The sequence below is a fragment of the Pseudomonas tremae genome, assembly GCF_001401155.1.
In the GTDB taxonomy this organism is placed as follows: Bacteria; Pseudomonadota; Gammaproteobacteria; order Pseudomonadales; family Pseudomonadaceae; genus Aquipseudomonas; species Aquipseudomonas tremae.
Genome location: NZ_LJRO01000090.1, coordinates 236,530 through 256,419, shown reverse-complemented (window position 1 = coordinate 256,419; position 19,890 = coordinate 236,530). Strand labels below are relative to the sequence as shown.

Annotated in this window: 20 protein-coding genes; 8 read left to right on the top strand and 12 right to left on the bottom strand. The window is 56.9% G+C overall.

Going from position 1 to position 19,890, the window contains the following annotated elements; genetic code table 11:
* Nucleotides 1-87 precede the first annotated feature (87 nt).
* Both ALO43_RS07725 and ALO43_RS07720 read left to right on the top strand, forming a co-directional pair.
* Nucleotides 88-1,182, top strand: coding sequence for a HEAT repeat domain-containing protein (locus ALO43_RS07725; RefSeq protein ID WP_024669341.1), 1,095 nt, complete (start codon nucleotides 88-90; stop codon nucleotides 1,180-1,182).
* Nucleotides 1,183-1,663: 481 nt separating this feature from the next.
* Nucleotides 1,664-2,026 carry a histone-like nucleoid-structuring protein, MvaT/MvaU family gene (locus ALO43_RS07720; RefSeq protein WP_005894157.1) on the top strand — a complete coding sequence of 121 codons (363 nt, stop codon included), beginning with the start codon at nucleotides 1,664-1,666 and terminating at the stop codon, nucleotides 2,024-2,026.
* Between the two features lie 485 nt (nucleotides 2,027-2,511).
* On the opposite strand, the gene ALO43_RS07715 is transcribed toward ALO43_RS07720, so the two are convergent.
* Nucleotides 2,512-3,069: a DUF4946 domain-containing protein gene (locus tag ALO43_RS07715; protein ID WP_005894156.1), complete on the bottom strand. Its 558-nt coding sequence runs from the start codon at nucleotides 3,067-3,069 to the stop codon at nucleotides 2,512-2,514.
* A gap of 152 nt (nucleotides 3,070-3,221) precedes the next feature.
* On the opposite strand from ALO43_RS07715, the gene gloA reads away from it, so the two are divergent.
* Nucleotides 3,222-3,743, top strand: coding sequence for a lactoylglutathione lyase (gene gloA / locus ALO43_RS07710; RefSeq protein WP_005894155.1), 522 nt, complete (start codon nucleotides 3,222-3,224; stop codon nucleotides 3,741-3,743).
* Nucleotides 3,744-3,842: 99 nt separating this feature from the next.
* On the opposite strand, the gene ahpF is transcribed toward gloA, so the two are convergent.
* From ahpF to ALO43_RS07695, 3 genes are all read right to left on the bottom strand, one after another.
* Entirely contained in the window at nucleotides 3,843-5,405 is a 1,563-nt protein-coding gene (ahpF, locus tag ALO43_RS07705; RefSeq protein WP_054997332.1) for an alkyl hydroperoxide reductase subunit F, read from the bottom strand.
* A gap of 125 nt (nucleotides 5,406-5,530) precedes the next feature.
* The gene (gene ahpC, locus ALO43_RS07700) at nucleotides 5,531-6,094 is read right to left on the bottom strand and encodes an alkyl hydroperoxide reductase subunit C (protein ID WP_005894153.1); all 564 of its coding nucleotides are present in this window, start codon (nucleotides 6,092-6,094) and stop codon (nucleotides 5,531-5,533) included.
* Nucleotides 6,095-6,204: 110 nt separating this feature from the next.
* Nucleotides 6,205-7,164, bottom strand: a complete 960-nt coding sequence (locus ALO43_RS07695; protein WP_024691147.1) for a site-specific integrase — start codon at nucleotides 7,162-7,164, stop codon at nucleotides 6,205-6,207.
* A 175-nt stretch (nucleotides 7,165-7,339) separates the two neighbouring features.
* On the opposite strand from ALO43_RS07695, the gene ALO43_RS07690 reads away from it, so the two are divergent.
* Nucleotides 7,340-8,350 carry a DNA-binding protein gene (locus ALO43_RS07690; protein ID WP_054997331.1) on the top strand — a complete coding sequence of 337 codons (1,011 nt, stop codon included), beginning with the start codon at nucleotides 7,340-7,342 and terminating at the stop codon, nucleotides 8,348-8,350.
* 7 nt (nucleotides 8,351-8,357) lie between these two features.
* On the opposite strand, the gene ALO43_RS07685 is transcribed toward ALO43_RS07690, so the two are convergent.
* From ALO43_RS07685 to galU, 3 genes are all read right to left on the bottom strand, one after another.
* The gene (locus ALO43_RS07685) at nucleotides 8,358-9,653 is read right to left on the bottom strand and encodes a hybrid sensor histidine kinase/response regulator (protein WP_054997330.1); all 1,296 of its coding nucleotides are present in this window, start codon (nucleotides 9,651-9,653) and stop codon (nucleotides 8,358-8,360) included.
* Between the two features lie 65 nt (nucleotides 9,654-9,718).
* A complete protein-coding gene (gene gorA, locus ALO43_RS07680) occupies nucleotides 9,719-11,077 on the bottom strand; it encodes a glutathione-disulfide reductase (protein ID WP_054997329.1) in 1,359 nt (452 codons plus the stop codon).
* A gap of 102 nt (nucleotides 11,078-11,179) precedes the next feature.
* Nucleotides 11,180-12,019, bottom strand: a complete 840-nt coding sequence (gene galU / locus ALO43_RS07675; RefSeq protein WP_054997328.1) for a UTP--glucose-1-phosphate uridylyltransferase GalU — start codon at nucleotides 12,017-12,019, stop codon at nucleotides 11,180-11,182.
* A 331-nt stretch (nucleotides 12,020-12,350) separates the two neighbouring features.
* Between galU and ALO43_RS07670 the strand changes: the two genes are divergently transcribed.
* Entirely contained in the window at nucleotides 12,351-12,632 is a 282-nt protein-coding gene (locus tag ALO43_RS07670) for a hypothetical protein (RefSeq protein ID WP_024669348.1), read from the top strand.
* A gap of 57 nt (nucleotides 12,633-12,689) precedes the next feature.
* Here ALO43_RS07670 and ALO43_RS07665 read toward each other — a convergent pair whose 3' ends face one another.
* Nucleotides 12,690-13,043: a hypothetical protein gene (locus tag ALO43_RS07665; RefSeq protein ID WP_005894144.1), complete on the bottom strand. Its 354-nt coding sequence runs from the start codon at nucleotides 13,041-13,043 to the stop codon at nucleotides 12,690-12,692.
* 165 nt (nucleotides 13,044-13,208) lie between these two features.
* On the opposite strand from ALO43_RS07665, the gene ALO43_RS07660 reads away from it, so the two are divergent.
* From ALO43_RS07660 to alkB, 3 genes are read left to right on the top strand one after another with little or no spacing between them, the layout of a single operon-like run.
* A complete protein-coding gene (locus ALO43_RS07660; RefSeq protein ID WP_005894143.1) occupies nucleotides 13,209-13,514 on the top strand; it encodes a DUF1883 domain-containing protein in 306 nt (101 codons plus the stop codon).
* Between the two features lie 14 nt (nucleotides 13,515-13,528).
* Nucleotides 13,529-13,711 (top strand): hypothetical protein, encoded by a 183-nt coding sequence (locus ALO43_RS07655; RefSeq protein ID WP_005894142.1) that lies wholly within the window; start codon nucleotides 13,529-13,531, stop codon nucleotides 13,709-13,711.
* 24 nt (nucleotides 13,712-13,735) lie between these two features.
* Entirely contained in the window at nucleotides 13,736-14,419 is a 684-nt protein-coding gene (gene alkB, locus ALO43_RS07650) for a DNA oxidative demethylase AlkB (RefSeq protein WP_005894141.1), read from the top strand.
* A gap of 4 nt (nucleotides 14,420-14,423) precedes the next feature.
* On the opposite strand, the gene ALO43_RS07645 is transcribed toward alkB, so the two are convergent.
* The 4 genes from ALO43_RS07645 to gnd all read right to left on the bottom strand — a co-directional run bounded on the left by ALO43_RS07645 (nucleotide 14,424) and on the right by gnd (nucleotide 19,642).
* Nucleotides 14,424-16,241, bottom strand: coding sequence for a glycoside hydrolase family 15 protein (locus ALO43_RS07645; RefSeq protein ID WP_054997327.1), 1,818 nt, complete (start codon nucleotides 16,239-16,241; stop codon nucleotides 14,424-14,426).
* Nucleotides 16,242-16,324: 83 nt separating this feature from the next.
* The gene (locus tag ALO43_RS07640) at nucleotides 16,325-17,143 is read right to left on the bottom strand and encodes a Cof-type HAD-IIB family hydrolase (protein WP_005894138.1); all 819 of its coding nucleotides are present in this window, start codon (nucleotides 17,141-17,143) and stop codon (nucleotides 16,325-16,327) included.
* Nucleotides 17,136-18,668, bottom strand: a complete 1,533-nt coding sequence (zwf, locus tag ALO43_RS07635) for a glucose-6-phosphate dehydrogenase (protein ID WP_054997326.1) — start codon at nucleotides 18,666-18,668, stop codon at nucleotides 17,136-17,138. Before zwf ends, ALO43_RS07640 begins: the two co-directional genes overlap by 8 nt.
* Nucleotides 18,668-19,642, bottom strand: a complete 975-nt coding sequence (gnd, locus tag ALO43_RS07630) for a phosphogluconate dehydrogenase (NAD(+)-dependent, decarboxylating) (RefSeq protein WP_005894136.1) — start codon at nucleotides 19,640-19,642, stop codon at nucleotides 18,668-18,670. The genes zwf and gnd overlap by 1 nt, the downstream gene beginning before the upstream one ends.
* Nucleotides 19,643-19,890 lie beyond the last annotated feature (248 nt).

Genomic DNA, 19,890 nt, shown 5'->3' with positions numbered 1-19,890 from the left:
GGATTGAATACGGTCGCATCCTGATTGCCGTTTGACAGCTGCCAGCCACTCCCCGAAGCTGCACCCCGTCAAGCATTGGAAATCGATATGCCCAGATTGCCATTCAAGGGGTTATCGCCTCTACCGGTTACTCGACATCGCTGGCTGCCCGGTACGGTGCTCGCATCAGTGCTGGCTCTTTCGCTGGCATTCTGGTGGTGGCGCACTCCGGTGCAGACTGCGCCGACCAGGCTGAGCCACACCTACGAGCAGGCACTGGAGCAGGCCCACGATGGCAAGCCTGGCGCTGCAAGGGTGCTGTATCAGCAATTGGCCCGCACCGACCTGTCTGACGCCCAACGCATCAATCTGCTCACCGAGCTGAGCGACTATCCCAGCCCTCAGGCCCTCAAACTGCTGGCAGCAGGTCTTGGCGACCCCTCTGCTCAGGTCCGCAAAGCCGCTATCGACGTGAGCGTGAAACTGGTGTCCAACAGTCAGCGCAGTCTGCTGCTTGGGCCGCTGCTGGACGACGAAGAGCAGTCCGTCAGGTTTCATGCCACCGGCGCTTTGCTCGGCCTCTCGCCGGACGAACTGGGCCTTTACTTTGCAGTCCTGCAGCAAAGCGCCGAGGCGTTTCAGGAGTACCTCAAGAGCCAGCCGCAGAATACTCAGAACCAGTTACAACTGGCCAGGCTGTACTTGCAGACTGGCGACCTCGACCCGGCGGTCGAGGCGCTGCAGCGCGCCACTTCACTGGATCCGGGTAACATCGAAGCGGCCCTGGCCCATATAGAACTGCTGGACCGCAAGGGCCAGGCGGAACAGGCACGCGGCCTGTTCGCCGGTCTGCTGGAGCGCAATCCCGGTTCATCCATGCTTCAGCACGCGCTGGGAATGTGGCTGTTGAACCACGGGCAAGCCGAATTTGCCTTGCTCAGCCTTGCAAAAGCAACCGAGCTGGCACCTGATAACAATGACTATCGCTATGACCTCGCGGTCGCCCTTCACTCGTTGAACGAGCTTGAGGCGGCGCAAAAGCAACTGACACAGATCGTTCAGAACCAACCCGCCAATCGCAAGGCCAGGGTCCTGCTGATCCAGTACTGGAAAGAAAACGGTCAGTTACAGAATGTTCAAATTCTTCTGGCCGAGCTCGAACAGCAGAACCCCGATGACCCTGAATTGCAGCAGGGCTTGTAGGACCGGATTGCGGCAAAAGGCCACCCTGACACCGCTGCCCGCCTGCCAGCCCGTTACCTGCAGACATTGCCACCTCCTTTGCGCAGTCCGAATCTGACAGTCACAGTGTCTGTCAGATGTTTCTTTTTTATGCTGCACGGTGTCAATCTGGCACGTTTTCAATACTCGTCTACTATCAGAAATAACTTACAAACCACCTCGCTTGAATACACCGACCCGAGGGTCTATATCCAACGGCGCACACGGTCAGCATTTAAGGAATTTGAAAAATACTATTTTCTAACTGGCAAAAAAGGTGCATTATTTGCGCGCTACTGAGTTATAAACACCCTCTGCCTGTACAATGATACGCCGAAAAGTCCAAGTTTCATCCTGGAAACCGCAGGCCGAGGGCAAGACCGAACGAGCCAATCAGTCAGACAGTTTTGTCTCATCGTTTTATTGGGCTGACAACAGCCATTACATTGTTGGAGTGTATTACTTGTCCAGACTTGCCGAGTTTCGAGCAGCAGAGAAAGCCCTTCAAGAGCAGCTTGCACAGCTGGAAACCTTGAAGAATGACGCCGGGTTGAAAAAGGAGATTGAATTCGAGCAAAAGCTTCAGGACCTGATGGGCACCTACGGCAAAAGCCTGCGTGACATCATTGCTATCCTCGACCCCTCCAGCTCAACGTCGCTGGTTGCGTCCGCCGGGCCAAAGCGTCGCCGGGCACGCGTCGTCAAGGTTTATCAAAACCCGCACACTGGCGAGCTGATAGAAACCAAGGGCGGCAATCACCGCGGCCTGAAAGCCTGGAAAGAGCAGTACGGTGTCGACACTGTTGATTCTTGGCTTCGCGCCTGATTGCACTTCGTCATCTGAAGCCCTGCACTTGCAGGGCTTTTTTTACAGGCCCTGGCGAGCCCGCTGATTATCCACGCGGTGCAGCCACCTGATCAAACATCGCCTAACGGTGACGGCTTCCGAGTGTTGCCGCTTTCATAGCGAAAGCGTCGACGAGCGCGAAGGAACGCTAAACTTCGTGCCGAGCAACATTAATACCGTGAAAATAATGACGCCAATAAAACACGTGGCTTAAGCGATTCACTTCACACTGACAAAACTGAACATTTCCTGAATAAGGTAGAGCAATTATTCAGTTTGTCCAATGTAACGAAATATAAAACCTTTGTTAGTGCGGTCGTCAGTGCAAGAAAAACGCACGGTTCGAATTGGCCGGTCAAGCTTCACACTTTTTTCACATGGGTTCTAGGATGATGAAGACCGCTAAAGGAATAGCGCCCCATGCCCGCCTCGGCGGGCTTCTTTTTGCCTGCGAAAAAACACGCTCACTGCACATCGCCCAACTGCAGGCTCTCACGGATACGCAACGCCTCCTCCTTGTTGGCTGCATAGCCTTCTGCCGATCCCGCATACGATAACGACCAGGCCATCTCTTTGCTGGCAGCCGCCACCAGCGTCTGGGTCAGCACATGTACACCGTTCTGGGTGATGGTGCAGGTCGTCTCCAGCGCCGGCACGACGCTTAACCGGCTTTCACGGACATGGGTGCAGGCACTCTGCAAGCCACTCCGGGCGAAATTGACCTGAATCGACTTGCGCATTTCCAGCAACACGCCCGAGACATTCACCTCGTGTCCAGGCGTCAGCCGCGTCTGGGTAAGCTCCATCACCATCAGGGGATTACCATTTTGATCGTTTTTAACCGCGCGCTGTCTGACTTGCACGGACGGCTTAACGGCTGCGCCTGCCTCGACCGGCAATGATTCGACCTCCCAGCCTGCGGGCCAGGTGATCATTGCATCAGTTGCATGGGCTGGCGCAGCGCCAGCCAGCAGGCACAGACACAGGCTTGGCAAAAAACGTCGGTATTGCGCAAAGATCATGATCGGGTCGCCATAACAGGTGACCGAGAATTCTGAGCCTGTTGCCCGCCACGAGCAAGAGCGCAACCGTGTTATCCGAGCCTGGGTTTGGTGCTGACTGCCCTGCCCCGTATCATTGGGCAATACTTGTACATTATGTTGGAGAAATATTGATGAGCTTGCACGAACTCAACACACTACCGGGCGTCACGGCTGATCCAGAAGCGGCCACCCGGCAATTTGTGTTCAACCACACCATGCTGCGCGTCAAGGACATCACCCGCTCACTGGATTTCTACACCCGCGTGCTCGGTTTCAGCCTGGTTGAAAAGCGTGACTTTCCGGAAGCCGAGTTCAGCCTGTATTTCCTTGCTCTGGTCGATAAAACCCAGATTCCGGAAGACGACGCGGCACGTGGCCAGTGGATGAAGTCGATTCCAGGCATTCTGGAACTGACCCACAACCACGGTACCGAAAGCGATGCGACAGCGTCCTACCACAACGGCAACAGCGACCCGCGTGGCTTTGGCCACATTTGCGTGTCCGTACCTGATGTAAAGGTCGCCTGCGAGCGCTTTGAAACACTGGGCGTGGACTTCCAGAAGCGCCTGTCCGACGGTCGCATGAACAGCCTGGCATTTATCAAGGACCCGGACGGCTACTGGGTTGAGATCATCCAGCCGACGCCGCTTTGAGGCTCCGCGTGATCGCTCTTTTGTAGAACGATTAGCGAACACAACAAAAAGCCCCGTGATCGCTCACGGGGCTTTTTGCGTTTACGCGGCTTTGTGTGATCAGGCCGGCGCAGAGGTGCGTATCAGATGGTCAAAGGCGCTCAGGGAGGCTTTGGCACCTTCGCCCAGGGCGATGATGATCTGCTTGTAAGGCGCAACCGTCACGTCACCGGCAGCAAATATGCCTGGCACTGAAGTCTCGCCACGAGAGTCGACCACGATTTCGCCACGCGGCGACAGCTCGATGGAGCCCCTGAGCCATTCGCTGTTAGGCAGCAGGCCGATCTGGACGAAGATACCTTCCAGCGCAATGGTGATTTCTTCACCAGTGTTGCGGTTCTTGTAGCGCAGGCCGTTGACCTTCTGCTCGTCACCCGTAACCTCTGTAGTTTGCGCGCTGGTGATCACGGTAACGTTAGGCAGGCTGTGCAGTTTGCGCTGCAGGACTGCGTCGGCGCGCAACTGCACGTCGAACTCCAGCAGCGTCACGTGCGACACGATACCTGCCAGGTCGATAGCAGCTTCTACACCCGAGTTACCGCCACCGATCACCGCTACGCGCTTGCCCTTGAACAGCGGACCGTCACAGTGTGGGCAATAAGCCACACCCTTGTTGCGATACTGCTGCTCACCTGGAACATTCATCTCCCTCCAGCGTGCGCCGGTGGCAAGGATGATGGTCTTGGCCTTGAGGCTGGCGCCGCTGGCGAACTTCACTTCATGCAACTCACCGGCTGCGCCAGGGATCAACTTGTCGGCGCGCTGCAGGTTCATGATGTCGACTTCGTACTGCTTGACGTGCTCTTCCAACGCAACAGCAAGCTTCGGACCTTCGGTGTGTTGCACCGAGATGAAGTTTTCGATGGCCATGGTATCGAGCACCTGACCGCCGAAGCGCTCGGCTGCAACACCGGTGCGAATGCCTTTGCGCGCCGCATAGACTGCAGCCGCCGACCCGGCAGGCCCACCACCGACCACCAGTACATCAAAAGCCTGCTTGGCGTTGAGCTTTTCAGCCTGACGCGCACCGGCACCGGTGTCGATCTTGGCCAGAATTTCTTCCAGGCCCATACGGCCCTGGCCAAACAGCTCGCCGTTCAGGTAGATGCTTGGCACCGACATGATCTTGCGGTCGGTGACTTCATCCTGGAACAGCGCGCCGTCGATAGCGACATGCTTGATGCCAGGGTTCAGTACTGCCATCAGGTTCAGCGCCTGAACAACGTCAGGGCAGTTCTGGCAGGACTGCGAAAAATAGGTTTCGAAGTGGAACTCGCCCTGAAGAGCGCGAACCTGTTCGATGGTTTCCGCACTGACCTTGGGTGGGTAGCCGCCAACTTGCAGCAACGCCAAGACCAGCGAGGTGAATTCGTGACCCATGGGGATACCGGCAAAACGCAGGCTGATATCGTGACCAGGGCTGTTCAGCGAGAACGACGGCGTACGTGCGTCGGTGCCGCTGTCATTCAGGGTGACGTCTTTGGAAACACTGATCACGTCGTTCAGCAGTGCGAGCATTTCCTGAGACTTCGCGCCGTCATCAAGGGACGCGACGATCTCGATGGGGCGAGTAACCCGCTCCAGGTAGGATTTCAACTGGGCTTTAAGATTGGCGTCCAACATGTGGCGACTTCCTGTTTTACAAAGGGTAGAAATAACAACGCCCAGGCGATTACCGCCCGGGCGTTTTGTGGGGCGATGCGGTTTACTTGCTCAAGAGCTCAACGCCCCCAGCCGATTCATGCGAATCAGATCTTGCCGACCAGGTCCAGAGACGGAGCCAGGGTAGCCTCGCCTTCTTTCCACTTGGCTGGGCAGACTTCGCCCGGGTGAGCAGCAACGTACTGAGCAGCCTTGATCTTGCGCAGCAGCTCGGAAGCGTCGCGGCCTACACCGCCATCGTTCAGCTCGACGATCTTGATCTGGCCTTCAGGGTTGATCACGAAAGTACCGCGATCCGCCAAGCCTGCTTCTTCGATCAGCACGTCGAAGTTGCGCGAGATGGTCAGCGTAGGGTCGCCGATCATGGTGTACTGGATTTTACCAATGGCTGGCGAGGTGCTATGCCAGGCAGCGTGGGCGAAGTGGGTGTCAGTCGACACGCTGTAGATTTCCACGCCCAGCTTCTTGAACTCTTCGTAGTTGTCAGCCAGGTCTTCCAGCTCGGTCGGGCAAACGAAGGTGAAGTCGGCCGGATAGAAGAATACGACAGACCACTTGCCTTTCAAGTCAGCGTCCGAAACTTCAACGAAACTACCGTTCTTGAATGCGTTAGCCTTGAACGGTTTTACTTGGCTGTTGATGATAGGCATCGGTATATCTCCTGATGGGTTAGATGGGTTGTGAATTCGATGGGGTGAAGCTTACGCACGATCGATGACAATCGCTCATTGGCAAACCTGATGTCGCCGATTGCTTTTCGCTATGAAGGAAGCTTATCAATAGAAGAAACCTTCAGGCCGCTCCCCACCCCGGCATTGCTCGGGAACGGCGCGGCATCAATGTAACGCATCGCCGACTTGATGTCCCTCCAGCCAACGTAAGCCATCAGTGACTTGAGGTCCCAACCATTGCTGTGCGCCCAGCTTGCGAAACCGCGGCGCAACGAGTGGCTGGTGTAATGTTCGGCAGCGATGCCTGCACGTTCAAAGGCCTGACGTAGCAGCGGGATGACGCTGTTGGCGTGCAGCCCGTCCTCATTCATATTGCCCCAGCGATCGATCGCCCGGAACACCGGCCCGCGCACGAGCGCAGCACAGTTGACCCACTCGATGTACGCGTGAACCGGGCACAACCGCTGCAGGGCAGGCGTCTGGTAGGTCCTGCCCAGGTTATCGCGATCCCCCTTGCTGCGTGGCAGATAAAGACTGATGCCGGAACCGGCGACAGCCTTGACGTCCTGCACCTGCAGACGGCACAGCTCGTCACTGCGAAACCCACGCCAGAACCCGAGCAAAATCAACGCCGAATCCCGCCGGCAGCGCAACAGACGCGGTTGATCATGCTGCGCGCTCGCCTCGCGCGCCTCGATGTCCAGCCAGGCAACGACTTTCTCCAGGTCTTGCAACTGCAAGGGCTCGGCCTGCTTCTCTTGCGCAGGATGCAATGCCCGAATGCCCTTGATGACCTTGCGCACCATGGGCGCTTTGGTGGGATCGACAAAACCCTGACTGATATGCCACTGGGCCAGCGCTGACAAGCGCAGCTTCAATGTGTTGACCGACAGCGTGCCGGCATAACTGGCCAGGTAACGCGCCACGCTTTCACTGGTCGCCGGCAGAAACCCACCCCACGCCACCTCGAAATGCTCGATGGCTGCCCGGTAACTGCGGCGCGTGTTGTCACGGGTTGCCGCATCGATGTAGCGATCAACGTCATTCATGGATCAAGCCTGCAGGTGTACCGATAACAAAGACAAGATGGCAGTAGAACCCGCCTGACACGGGATAATACGCCAATACCCCATGTTAAATAATTCAAAATATATGAATTTATTCTAAATAATATAGTATGTAATTACAGAGTACATACCACAGTACGAAATCGTAGGAGAGAGCATGGCTCGTGGCGGCGTAAACAAGGCATTGGTGCAAAAAGCCAGGACAGCATTGCTGGCCAGAGGCGATAACCCAAGCATCGATGCAGTACGCATCGAAATGGGCAATACCGGCTCCAAAACCACGATTCATCGCTATCTCAAGGAGCTGGATAACGCACATGCACCCGCGCCGGATATCAATGAGGAATTAAGTACGCTGGTCGCGCACCTTGCCCAACGGCTTGATGAGCAGGCTCAGGAACGCATAGACCAGGCGTACGACGAGCACCAGACGGAGCGCGCCAAACTGCTGCAGCAGCTGGAATCCGCTCGACAGCAGATAAGCGAACTGCAGGAGCACGTGCAGCAACGTGACGACACCGTCGACAGTCAGGCAACCGCCCTGCTCCAGACGCGACAAACACTACAAGACGCCCAGACCGAGCACGCCAGACTGCTCCAGGCCAACCTGGACCTGGATTCACGCCTGCAAGACAAAGACGCTCAGATTCATTCGCTTGAGGAAAAACACCTGCATGCCCGAGAGGCACTGGAGCACTATCGCAACTCCATCAAGGAGCAGCGCGAACAGGAACAGCAGCGCCATGAAGGGCAGACTCAGCAATTGCAGATGGAGTTGCGCCAGGCACAACAAAGCATTGCCATGCGCCAGGAAGAAATCACCCAGCTGAATCGTGACAACGAGCGATTGCTGGCTGAAAACCGCAGCACCCTGCGCGACCTGCACGACCAGAAGGACCTCCTGAACCGGGCCAGCGCAAAGGCTGCCGCCTCGGCAGAACAACAGCAGCACACCCACACTCAATGCGCGCTACTGGAAGAGAGGTTAAGCAACTCGCAGGAAGAAAACGCAGCACTCAAGCAGGGTTTGACCGAAGCCCGACAGCAGAACCGGATGCTGGAACTGCTGCTGACCAAAAAGGAAATCGCTCTGGAAAACCTGCAGCAGCAGGCTGATCAGCCCGAGAAAACTGCAGCTCCCAGAAAGAAGCCACAGGGTAAAACATGACGGAACCTCAGTTGCCTGCCGCACAAGGCAAGTAGAGGCAAACGCGGGTTCCCTGCCCCTGCAAGCTGTTGATCTGCACATGCCCGCCGCTCTGCTTCATGAAACCGTAAACCATGGACAAGCCCAGCCCCGTACCCTGACCTACAGGCTTGGTAGTAAAGAACGGGTCGAATACTCGATCAATGACGCTTTCGGGAATTCCGCAGCCATTGTCTTCAATACTGAGCTGTACATAGTCACCTGCCGGCAACAGCCCTTGCGGCGTTGCAAGACTTAACGCCTGACTGCCAACCCTGATCAAGCCTCCGGAAGAAACGGCGTCACGCGCATTGATCACCAGATTCAGTAAAGCGTTTTCAAGCTGATGCTCATCTGTCTGGATAACGCTTAAACCCTCCTCCAGCTCAATGTGCAATTGCGCATGATTGCCGACAGTGCCCCGCAACAACGCTTCCATAGAGAGCACCATGCAATTGACATCCACCGCACAGACATCGAGTGACTGACGACGGGCAAATGTGAGCAACCGCTGGGTCAGTGCAGCAGCCCGATTAGCGGAACTTACTGCCGCATCCACGTAACGCTCCACTTCGGCAAATCGCTCACCCCCCACGCGCATCCTGATCATCTCGAGAGCGCCGAGCACTCCGGACAGCATATTATTGAAGTCGTGAGCTATGCCGCCCGTCAATTGACCGATGGCGTCCATTTTTTGCGCATGACGCAGCACCTCTTCTGCCTGAGCTCGCTCTGCAATTTCAACCTGCAACAGCTCATTGGTCTTTGCCAGTTCACGGGTACGCTCGGCAACACGCAACTCCAGACTTTCATTGAGCTCGCGCAGCGCCTCCTCGGCATTGACTTGGGCAGTGATGTTGGTATGAGTGCCCAGCCAGTGAGTGATGTGTCCTTGGGCGTCACGCATAGGCAGCGCGCGCGACAAAAACCAGTTGAAGGCTCCATCCTTGCCTCGCAGCGCGAAAGTATCTTCCCAAATGGAGCCGGTCGCAAAACAGTATTGCAGTCGCGAGACTACGCGCTCGCGATGTTCGGGATGAAGAACCGAACGCCATCCCAGCGCGTTCATGGCCTCAAGCGTCGCTCCGGTGTAGGCGTACCAGCGCTCGTTGTACCACTGGATCTGCCCGCCGGGGCTGGCGGTCCACGCCAGTGGGCTCATGTTGTCAGCAAGCGTTCTGAACTGACGCTCGCTTTCACGCAGCACATCAATGGGCCGGGCGGCATTTCGATTGTGTCTGGCCGGATGCAGAGGCATCTTCGCCGAAGGGTTTTCTCTGTTCACTAAGGGATCCGTCCGTTCAAGCCTCTATCCCGGAGCCCATCCTGAACTCCGGGTACTGCGCCTTTTTATCGCTTGGCGGGCGTACGCATGGTGACGAATTCTTCTGCAGCCGTCGGGTGCACGCCGATCGTGTCATCGAACACCTGCTTGGTTGCGCCAGCCTTGATGGCGATTGCCAGGCTTTGCACGATTTCGCCAGCGTCCGGCCCCACCATATGGCAACCCAACACCCGATCGGTTTTCGCGTCCACAACCAGTTTCATCAACGTGCGCTCCTGATCATCGGTCAGCGCCAGTTTCATCGGCCGAAAACGGCTTTCGAATACCTGCACATCATGACCCGCCTTGATCGCATCTTCTTCGGTCAAGCCGACAGTTCCGATGTTCGGCAGACTGAAAACCGCTGTTGGGATGTGATTGTAGTCTACCGGGCGATATTGCTCAGGCTTGAACAGGCGACGCGCGACCGCCATGCCCTCAGCCAGCGCCACCGGCGTCAGTTGCACACCACCGATAACGTCGCCAAGGGCCAGAATGGAAGGCTCGCTGGTCTGGTAATGCTCGTCGACCTTGATGTAACCGTGCTCGTCCAGCTTGACATCGACGCTGTCGAGGCCAAGGTTGTCCAGCATCGGCCGACGGCCCGTCGCATAGAAAACACAATCAGTCTCCAGCGTGCCGCCACCCTTCATGGAAAGCAGCAAACTGCCATCCGGTTGTTTGTCGATGCGCTCGATATCGCTATTGAAGCGGATCGTCATGTCACGTTTGAGCAACTCCTCGTGAAGATGGGTGCGCACACCGCCATCAAAGCCACGCAGAAACAGCTCACCTCGATAGACCAGCGTGGTGTCAGCACCCAGGCCGTTGAAAATCGAGGCAAACTCCACGGCGATGTAACCACCGCCAACGACCACTATGCGCCTGGGCAGCGACTTGAGGTAGAACGCCTCATTGGAGGTGATGGCATGTTCGCGCCCTGGCACGTCAGGCACTTGCGGCCAACCGCCCGTGGCAATGAGAATGCGCTCGGCACTGTGGGTCTGACCATTGATCTCGACCTGCTGTGGACCAACGATCTTCGCATGCCCCTCCAGCAACGTGACGCCGCTATCAACCAGCAATTTGCGATATATGTCGTTAAGACGACTGATCTCGCGGTCCTTGTTGGCGATCAGGGTGGACCAGTCAAAGCTCGCCTCACCCAGCGACCAGCCAAACCCTTTGGCATGATCGAAGTCTTCGGAAAAATGCGCGCCATAGACCAGCAGCTTTTTGGGCACGCACCCTACATTGACGCAGGTGCCGCCCAGATAACGGCTCTCGGCAACCGCTACGCGCGCGCCGAAACCGGCCGCAAAGCGTGCCGCCCTGACACCACCCGAACCCGCACCAATTACAAACAGATCAAAATCAAAGGCCATTAAAATCTCCTCGGCAGAAGCACAGCATAACCGCTTGGCGGCCTGTCAGAAATGACAAAGCCACCCGAAGGTGGCTTTGTCCAAAACGCTAACGATCAAAGATCAGTGCGCTTTGCCAGCTTTGTAGAAATGTTCGAAGCAGAAGTTGGTCGCTTCGATGTAGCCTTCAGCGCCGCCGCAGTCAAAGCGCTTGCCCTTGAACTTGTAGGCCAGCACGTTACCTTCCGCTGCCTGCTTCATCAGGGCGTCAGTGATCTGGATCTCGCCACCCTTGCCTGGCTCGGTCTGTTCGATTTTTTCGAAGATGTCCGGCGTCAGAATGTAACGGCCGATGATCGCCAGATTGGACGGAGCATCTTCAGGCTTCGGCTTTTCGACCATGCTGGTGACGCGGAACAAGCCTGTCTTGATCTCTTCGCCAGCTATCACGCCGTACTTGTTGGTTTCGGAAGGATCGACTTCCTGGATGGCGATGATCGAGCAACCGTAGTGCTTGTGCAGCTTGACCATCTGCGCCAGCACACCTTCACCGTCGAGGTTGACGCACAAGTCATCCGCCAGAACCACAGCAAATGCTTCGTTGCCGATCAGTGGACGACCACTCAGAATAGCGTGACCCAAGCCCTTCATTTCGGTCTGACGCGTGTAGGCAAAGCTGCACTCGTCAATCAGCTTGCGAATACCAACGAGGTATTTTTCCTTGTCGGTGCCCTTGATCTGGTGCTCAAGCTCGTAACTGATGTCGAAGTGGTCTTCCAGAGAACGCTTGCCACGACCTGTAACGATCGAGATTTCAGTCAAACCAGCTGCAAGCGCTTCTTCAACCCCGTACTGGATCAGTGGCTTGTTGACCACCGGCAGCATTTCCTTGGGCATGGCCTTGGTCGCCGGGAGGAAGCGAGTGCCGTAACCGGCTGCTGGGAACAAGCATTTCTTGATCATAAAAGTCCTTGGTAAGGGCTGATGGTGTTAACGGGCCAGTCTAATCAGGCGGCGACCACCTTACAATGAGCCGCCACTGACCGTCCAATGCCATCATAGAGGAATACGAAGCCAGATAGTTCCGCACATTCTTTCACATAGCGACGGTCGTCCAAGGCAAGACCAACGCAAAAACCAGGGATCCGCATGCCTCCACTGGCGAACGATGCTGGTACGAAGCTGATACAGCAATGCAAAAACATGGCGGAACGATGGCACTCGCTATCAGTCCAACATTCACACAGCTACTACCAGACTTAATACCCTCTGAAATTATCTTGAAGCGAAAAACATGATCAGACTTCTTTGCATTATTGCCGTGCTAGGCCTTACCGGTTGCGCGACTGCCTCCAATACTTACCTTAAAAACGGTAAACAGGGGCTTAGCATCGATTGCTCGGGCGAAGCGATGTCCTGGGCCAGTTGCTACGAAAAAGCCGATGCATCCTGCGCAGGCACCGGCTACGAAATTGTTGGCACAGATGGCACACCGCAGCCTGCCGAAAGAGATAAGACTCTCGGCGTAGACGTGGGCAACTACAAAAGCCGCAGCGTGCTGGTGGTCTGCAAGTAATTTTTGCCCGCCGCCCTGTCCGAACAAAATGGGGCGGCGCCATTCAAGTTCAGGCGATCAGCCTGAAATGCACGCCTCGGCAGCGTTCTGCACGTCCCTGAAACGAATCGGAACATTGGAAAGTCGCTCGTACACCTTGATCGTGCTGCCACCCGAGCGCGTCTCGATGTCCACGACTGCCGCCGGCGCCTTGCTGAGCTTCTGCGCAACAATCACTCGCAGTCCATCATGGCGAGGCTCGATGAGTGGCGGCTTGCGACTGCTGCTGATCTTGCCGGCGAAACAGTCCGCATACTCCTGAGGGTTCTTGCCTGACATCACGCTCATGGTGGGGAGTGTATGTTCGATGTCATTCACCGTGGCACAGCCAGTCATTGCCAGAGCCAGGACTACTACAGCAGCCAGTTTCATACAAAGCCTCCAAATAAAGGTGCTACGACAAGCCTCAGAGCAATTAAATCCCGAGACGAACATTTTTTGCGAGAAACACGGCAAATTAATGCGCTACACGTCAAATCAGGGGCGTCGCATGCTATCGTTTTGATTTTTCAGAAAAACCCCTTTTCGGAGCCCGTCATGAAATTCGTACACCAGCGTGAGCATCTCAACGAGGACGACCTGGTCGTTATCGAGTGCTCTCAGACCTGCAACATTCGCCTGATGAACGACGCGAATTTCCGCAGCTTCAAGAACGGCGGTCGGCACACCTACCATGGCGGCGCATTCGATACATTTCCAGCCAAGATCGCGGCACCAAGCGATGGTTTCTGGAACATTACGATCGATACCGCAGGCCGCAAGGTAGACACCAACGCAGGGCGCAAACCGGCCTTCACCCACAAGATCAAAATCGTCCGGCGCTCGACCTCGCGACTGGGATGATGCAAGGAGTCACTGTGAACACTACAGCACCACGCACGACCAAATTCGCTGTCAGCTACAAGCTCAATGGCGAACGCCGCTTTGAGTTTGCGCAATTACAGACTGCCTCTATCGAGGAAGCAGAGGCAGCCCTGAAGAAAATGCACGACCAGAGCGACGATCAGATTACCGACGTCAAGGTCAGCAAGGCACTCTGACATTCACAAGTACCCGAGTCGATCATGCAGCGCAAAGGTGATACTCCCGCCAACTTCGATCTATTTGCCGACCAGACACCTCAGGCCGGTGGCGACGAACAGCTCGGGCCAGGAACATGGCTGCTCCGCGGTTTTGCACTGCCAGTGATCACCCGGCTGCTGGCAGACCTTCAGGCAACCGTGACCCACTCGCCCTTTCGTCACATGCTGACCCCGGGAGGCTTGAGCATGTCTGCTGCATTGAGCAGTTGCGGACAGTTGGGCTGGATAACCGACCGGCATGGCTATCGCTACAGCGAAACGGATCCGCAGACCGGCAGCAAGTGGTCTGCAATGCCGGACGCCTTCATGCAACTCGCCCAGAGCGCCGCGCTTAAAGCAGGCTACCCGGGCTTTACGCCAGATGCGTGCCTGATCAACCGCTACATCCCCGGCGCGAAGATGTCCCTCCATCAGGACAAGGATGAGCATGATCATCGCTGGCCAGTGGTATCGGTGTCATTGGGCATCCCGGCGATCTTCCAGTTCGGCGGTTTGCTGCGTAGCGACAAGGCCTTACGTATCTCGCTGTTTCACGGGGATGTCGTGGTTTGGGGCGGTGAAGACCGCCTGCGCTTCCACGGCATCCTGCCAGTCAAACAGGCTGAACACCCATTGCTGGGTGAGCAGCGCATCAATCTGACCTTTCGAAAAGCCGGCCCGAACTAGCTGGTCATACGCCTTCCAGCTCACTCGACGTTCTAGCCAGCGCAGGACACACCGACCGATGCAGGTTCAATGCCGTGTTGATAATGCCTATGTGGCTGAACGCCTGAGGGAAGTTCCCAAGCATACGGCCGCCCTTCGGATCATATTGTTCAGCCAGCAACCCCACGTCATTGCACAGCCCGCATAAACGCTCGAATAGTTTGGCGGCATCGTCGGCACGCCCCAGCAGCACGTAGGCATCAGCCAGCCAGAAAGAACACACCAGAAACGTCCCTTCGCGACCCGCAACACCATCAACGCTGCGCTCATTGTCGTAGCGCAACAACAGACCGTCCTGCATCAGCGTGCGCTCTATCTGTGCGACAGTCCCGACGACACGCGGGTCCTCGGGCGGCAGGAACCCGGTCAGGACAATCTGCAACAGGCTGGCGTCGACTTCAGTTGAGCCGTAAGTCTGCACAAAACTGCCAAGATCGACATTGAAACCGTTGCGGCAGACGTCGGCATGGATGTCGTCTGCCACCTTGCGGTAATGCTGCGCAAGGGCAAGGTCTTCATCGTCATCGGCAGCCTGGGCGATCTGGGTGGCATTACGATCAAACGCCACCCAGGCCATGACTTTCGAATGGGTAAAATGACGCGGCTCGGAACGAATCTCCCAGATACCAGCGTCAGGCAGGTGCCAGATCTTCTCGAGATAGGGCATGACCACTTTGGAAATGGCCACACTGCGCGGATGCTGCGTCATGCCGCTTCTGAGCGCCTGGATCATGGCGTCTGCGACCTCGCCGTACACGTCCAGCTGAACCTGGCTGGCCGCACCGTTGCCAACCCGTACCGGCAGCGAATGCTCATAGCCGGTCAGCCAGGGCAATTCGTACTCCTGCAAGCGACGCTCCCCACCCACGCCATACATGATCTGTATCTGCTCAGGATTACCGGCAACCGACCGCAGCAGCCAGTCGCGCCAGGCAGTTGCTTCTTCGTAATACCCCAGATTCATGAATGCCAGCAGCGTCATGGTGGCGTCACGCAACCAGCAGTAGCGGTAATCCCAATTGCGCTCACCACCAAGCTGTTCAGGCAATGAAGTGGTCACTGCGGCAACAATGCCGCCGGTAGGCGCGTAGGTCATGGCCTTGAGGGTGATCAAAGAGCGCTTGACCTGCGGCGTCCATGAACCCACATCGGGACAACCGTCAGAAAATTCGTGCCAGTACGCTGCAGTAGCCTCCAGCGCTTGCTGAGCGTCGATGTCCGCGCACAGAGGTTCGAAAGAAGGTTGATACGCCAGGGTGAAGACCTTGCGCTCACCCTCGCCCACCTGAAAATGGCTGGCGGTATGATGATCCTGCGGGTGCAGAGCGACCGGACTTCTCAATACCAGCATTTCCGGCCCGGCAACTGCAGTCAAGGTATGTGCATCCTTGCGTTCGACCCAAGGCACGCTGCTGCCGTAATCGAAGCGGATGGCAAGATCGACGCCGAACTCGACCATTCCGGTCAAGCCGACAACGATGCGCACAACGTGACCACTGGTATTCATGGGCATGAAATCGACCAGCATCGCGCGCCCGTCACGGGTCTCGAAAACGGTTTCGAGAATCAGCGTACCTTCGCGATAGCGACGCTCGACGGACAGCACCTCGGCGGTCGGTGCAATCTTCCAGCGCCCGTTCTCCTCGCTGCCCAGCAGCGCTGCAAAACAGGCAGTGGAATCAAAGCGAGGGAAACACAACCAGTCCAGCGAACCATCCCGGGCGACCAGCGCCGCAGTCTGACAGTTGCCCAGTAATGCGTAGTCTTCAATCAGTGCAGCCATTCAGAAATGCCCGTCTTGATGATGGTTCGTTACAAGTCCGGACCTCGACCGCCCTGCTCACTCATGGTCGATACCTCGCGCACTCAGGCTGGCAGAATGTAACGTTCGATAGCCTTGGCAACACCGTCCTGCTCATTGCTATCAGTAACATGGTCAGCCTGTCCCTTGACTGTCTGCTCGCCCTGACCCATGGCAATCGACACACCGGCCTGGTGAAACATCGCAACGTCATTGCCGCCGTCGCCGATGGCTGCTGTACGTGACAGATCAACCCCGAGATAATCCGCCAGCGCTACCAGCGCAGCTCCCTTGTTGGCATCCAGCGCTGTCACATCCAGATAGTATTTCTGCGAACGAGCCGCCAGAGCCAGCCCTTCTATCTGCGGATTGAGCCGGGCCTCAAGAGCCTTGAGCAGTTCAAAGTCGGCGCTGGCGGCGACGATCTTGTCGACGCGGTCCAGGTAGGACTTGAAGCTTGTGACCTGTACATAATCGTACCCGAGGGCATCGCGCTCGTGATCGACGTAATCAGCTTCGGGGTCGAGCAGCAGCCACTGATCATCAGCGAACACCCAGACAGCGACGTCCTCGCCGGAGAACAGATCAAGGCACGTCTCGACTGCGTTCCGATCAATGCGATGGGCGGCCAGCAGGCTGCCGTCGGGATGGGTGATGGTGCCACCGTTGAACGCCACGGTTGGCAGGTCGACGCCCAGCGCCTCGATGACTTGACGCATGGCCCTGGGCGGGCGACTGCTGGCAAGGGTGAAATGAATACCGGCCTTACGCAAACGGCTGATCGCTTCGATGTTGGCCTGACTCAGACTATGGTCGCGACGCAGCAAGGTGCCATCGATGTCAGACATGAGAAATTGCACAGACGACGAAGATGCATCAGACATTGAGCGCTCTCCATTCACGACCATCGCGACTCAGCAGCTCTTCACCGGCAGCGGGGCCGTCATTGCCAGCCTCGTACAACTGCACTTGCGGCTGCTTGGCCCAGGCGTCAAGAAAAGGCTGCACTGCGCGCCAGCCGTTCTCGATGTTGTCGGCACGCTGGAACAGCGTCTGGTCGCCGGTCAGGCAGTCATAGATGAGGGTTTCGTAGCCGGTTGAAGGCTGCATCTCGAAAAAGTCCTTGTAGGCAAAGCCCAGTGCAATGTCTTCCATGTCCAGCGTAGGGCCGGGGCGCTTGGCGAACAGATCGAACCACATGCCTTCATTCGGCTGAATCTGGATGCGCAGGTAGTTAGGCTTCAGCCGGTCTACCTCGGTGTCGCGAAATTGCGCGTAGGGTGCTGGCTTGAAGCAGATAGCGATCTCGGTACTGCGCGCACTCATGCGCTTGCCTGTACGCAGGTAGAACGGCACGCCGACCCAACGCCAGTTGTCGACCATGACTTTGAGCGCAACGTAGGTCTCGGTCGTGCTGTCAGGCTCGACACGATCTTCCTGGCGATAGCCGACAACATCCTTGTCGGCCATCTTGCCGCTGGAATACTGGCCGCGAACCGAGTTGGCCAGCGCATCCTCTTCGCTCCAGGGCCGAATGGCCCCGACCACTTTAGCCTTCTCGCCGCGAACGGCATCGGCACCGAACGCTGCAGGAGGCTCCATCGCGACCATTGCCAGCAGCTGAAACAGGTGATTAGGCACCATGTCACGCAGCGCCCCGGTATGCTCGTAGAAACTGCCGCGTGTTTCGACACCGACCGTCTCCGCCGCAGTGATCTGCACGTGGTCGATGTAGTGATTGTTCCAGAACGATTCGAACAGGCCATTGGAGAAACGGCTTACCAGAATGTTCTGCACCGTTTCCTTGCCCAGGTAATGGTCAATCCGGTAAATCTGTTTTTCGCTCATGACCTTTAGCAGGCAACCGTTGAGCTCAACGGCACTGGCCAGGTCGGAGCCAAACGGTTTTTCTATGACGACACGACGAAAACCGCCATCCACTTCCTGCAGCAAACCCGAGGAACCCAGACGCTGGGCGACTTCGCTAAAAAAGCGCGGCGCCGTGGCAAGGTAGAACACCGCATTCGCGGTGCCCGTGCTCTCGATTTTGCTGGCGATGTCCAGATATGTAGAGTCGTCCAGAAAATCGCCCTGCACATAGCTGATGCGCTCGGCCAGCTTGCTCCAGAGCGCAGGATCGAGTGGATCCTTGCCACCTTCGGCGACCTTGCCAGCCGCTTCGTCGCGAATGAAATTCTCCAGTTTTTTGGCAAAGTCGGCATCACTGATCGCGTTGTGATCCACCCCGACAATGTGCAGGCCTTCGTCCACCAGACCGTCGCGCGACAGGTTATACAGCGCTGGCATCAGCAGTCGCTTGACCAGATCACCATGCGCGCCGAACAAAAACAGCGTCGTCGGTGGTGCCACTTCAGGTTTGTGCTCGGCAGTGCCACGCGACAGGCCCATTATTTTGGTTCCTTGTGGCCACCGAATCCGAAGCGCATGGCGGACAGCATCTTGTCTGCATACGAGCTGGTCTGACGCGAGCGGAAACGTGCAAACAACGCACTGGACAGCACAGGAACCGGCACTGCCTGCTCGATGGCAGCCTCGATGGTCCAGCGCCCTTCGCCGCTGTCGGCAACCGAACCCGAGAATGCATCCAGTTGTGGGTCTGCTGCCAGTGCATCGGCAGTCAGGTCCAGCAACCAGGATGAGACCACGCTGCCGCGACGCCACACTTCGGCGATGTCAGCGGTGTTCAGGTCAAAACGCTGCGCCGCCGGCAAGTGCTCGGAGTTCTTCTGCTTGAGCAGATCGAACCCTTCGGCAAAGGCCTGCATCATCCCGTACTCGATACCGTTGTGGATCATCTTCACGAAGTGACCCGAACCAGCAGGGCCCGAGTGAATATAGCCACGCTCGGCACGGTCGTCTGTCGAGACTCGGCCCTTGGTACGCTCAATCGACCCGGCGCCCGGTGCGAGAGTCGCGAATAAAGGGTCAAGGCGCCGTACAACGGCATCTTCACCGCCGATCATCATGCAATAGCCGCGCTCGAGGCCCCACACGCCGCCGGATGTTCCTACATCGACGTAGTGCAGGCCCTTCTCGGTCAGTTCTTGTGCACGACGGATATCGTCTTTGTAGAACGTATTGCCGCCGTCGATGATTACGTCGTCGGCATCAAGTAACTGGCTGAGTATCTGAATGGTGTCCTCGGTAGGAGCGCCAGCGGGAAGCATTACCCAGATTGCGCGAGGCTTGTCGAGCGCGCCGACCATTTCGGCAAGGTCGGCAACGGCAGTCGCCCCTTCATTGGCCAGGGCGCTGCGCGAGGCCTCATCACGGTCATACACCACGGTGGTGTGGCCGCTTAGCATAAGACGCCGTGCGATGTTGCCGCCCATACGGCCCAGTCCAATAATCCCAAGTTGCATGAAGGTGCTCCCAAATCGTAAAAAGGTGCCTCACCTGCCGTACAGCGCATCGACAGAATGTGAGCATGCTGGTTAGTCAAGCGAGGCGGAACGTCGGTTCCCTTGGAGGAACAGTGAAGACGCCTAACGCCCTCCGGTGGTGCATTTTGTCGTGATCGAGAAACATTCGCGACAATTAAAAAGAAAAAAGTTCCAAAAAGATGCAAAAGAAATCAAAATCAGTGCCGATAGAGAGGGTAAGCAACGAC

What these genes read in the sequence shown, in the direction of transcription:
- alkB (WP_005894141.1), top strand. Translation starts at nt 13,736, where the DNA reads ATGCAGCGCAAAGGTGATACTCCCGCCAACTTCGATCTATTTGCCGAC.
- ALO43_RS07690 (WP_054997331.1), top strand. Translation starts at nt 7,340, where the DNA reads ATGGCTCGTGGCGGCGTAAACAAGGCATTGGTGCAAAAAGCCAGGACA.
- zwf (WP_054997326.1), bottom strand. Translation starts at nt 18,668, where the DNA reads ATGGGCCTGTCGCGTGGCACTGCCGAGCACAAACCTGAAGTGGCACCA.
- ALO43_RS07645 (WP_054997327.1), bottom strand. Translation starts at nt 16,241, where the DNA reads ATGGCTGCACTGATTGAAGACTACGCATTACTGGGCAACTGTCAGACT.
- ALO43_RS07715 (WP_005894156.1), bottom strand. Translation starts at nt 3,069, where the DNA reads ATGATCTTTGCGCAATACCGACGTTTTTTGCCAAGCCTGTGTCTGTGC.
- ALO43_RS07695 (WP_024691147.1), bottom strand. Translation starts at nt 7,164, where the DNA reads ATGAATGACGTTGATCGCTACATCGATGCGGCAACCCGTGACAACACG.
- gorA (WP_054997329.1), bottom strand. Translation starts at nt 11,077, where the DNA reads ATGGCCTTTGATTTTGATCTGTTTGTAATTGGTGCGGGTTCGGGTGGT.
- ALO43_RS07725 (WP_024669341.1), top strand. Translation starts at nt 88, where the DNA reads ATGCCCAGATTGCCATTCAAGGGGTTATCGCCTCTACCGGTTACTCGA.
- ahpF (WP_054997332.1), bottom strand. Translation starts at nt 5,405, where the DNA reads ATGTTGGACGCCAATCTTAAAGCCCAGTTGAAATCCTACCTGGAGCGG.
- ALO43_RS07660 (WP_005894143.1), top strand. Translation starts at nt 13,209, where the DNA reads ATGAAATTCGTACACCAGCGTGAGCATCTCAACGAGGACGACCTGGTC.
- gloA (WP_005894155.1), top strand. Translation starts at nt 3,222, where the DNA reads ATGAGCTTGCACGAACTCAACACACTACCGGGCGTCACGGCTGATCCA.
- ALO43_RS07670 (WP_024669348.1), top strand. Translation starts at nt 12,351, where the DNA reads ATGATCAGACTTCTTTGCATTATTGCCGTGCTAGGCCTTACCGGTTGC.
- ALO43_RS07640 (WP_005894138.1), bottom strand. Translation starts at nt 17,143, where the DNA reads ATGTCTGATGCATCTTCGTCGTCTGTGCAATTTCTCATGTCTGACATC.
- ahpC (WP_005894153.1), bottom strand. Translation starts at nt 6,094, where the DNA reads ATGCCTATCATCAACAGCCAAGTAAAACCGTTCAAGGCTAACGCATTC.
- galU (WP_054997328.1), bottom strand. Translation starts at nt 12,019, where the DNA reads ATGATCAAGAAATGCTTGTTCCCAGCAGCCGGTTACGGCACTCGCTTC.
- ALO43_RS07665 (WP_005894144.1), bottom strand. Translation starts at nt 13,043, where the DNA reads ATGAAACTGGCTGCTGTAGTAGTCCTGGCTCTGGCAATGACTGGCTGT.
- gnd (WP_005894136.1), bottom strand. Translation starts at nt 19,642, where the DNA reads ATGCAACTTGGGATTATTGGACTGGGCCGTATGGGCGGCAACATCGCA.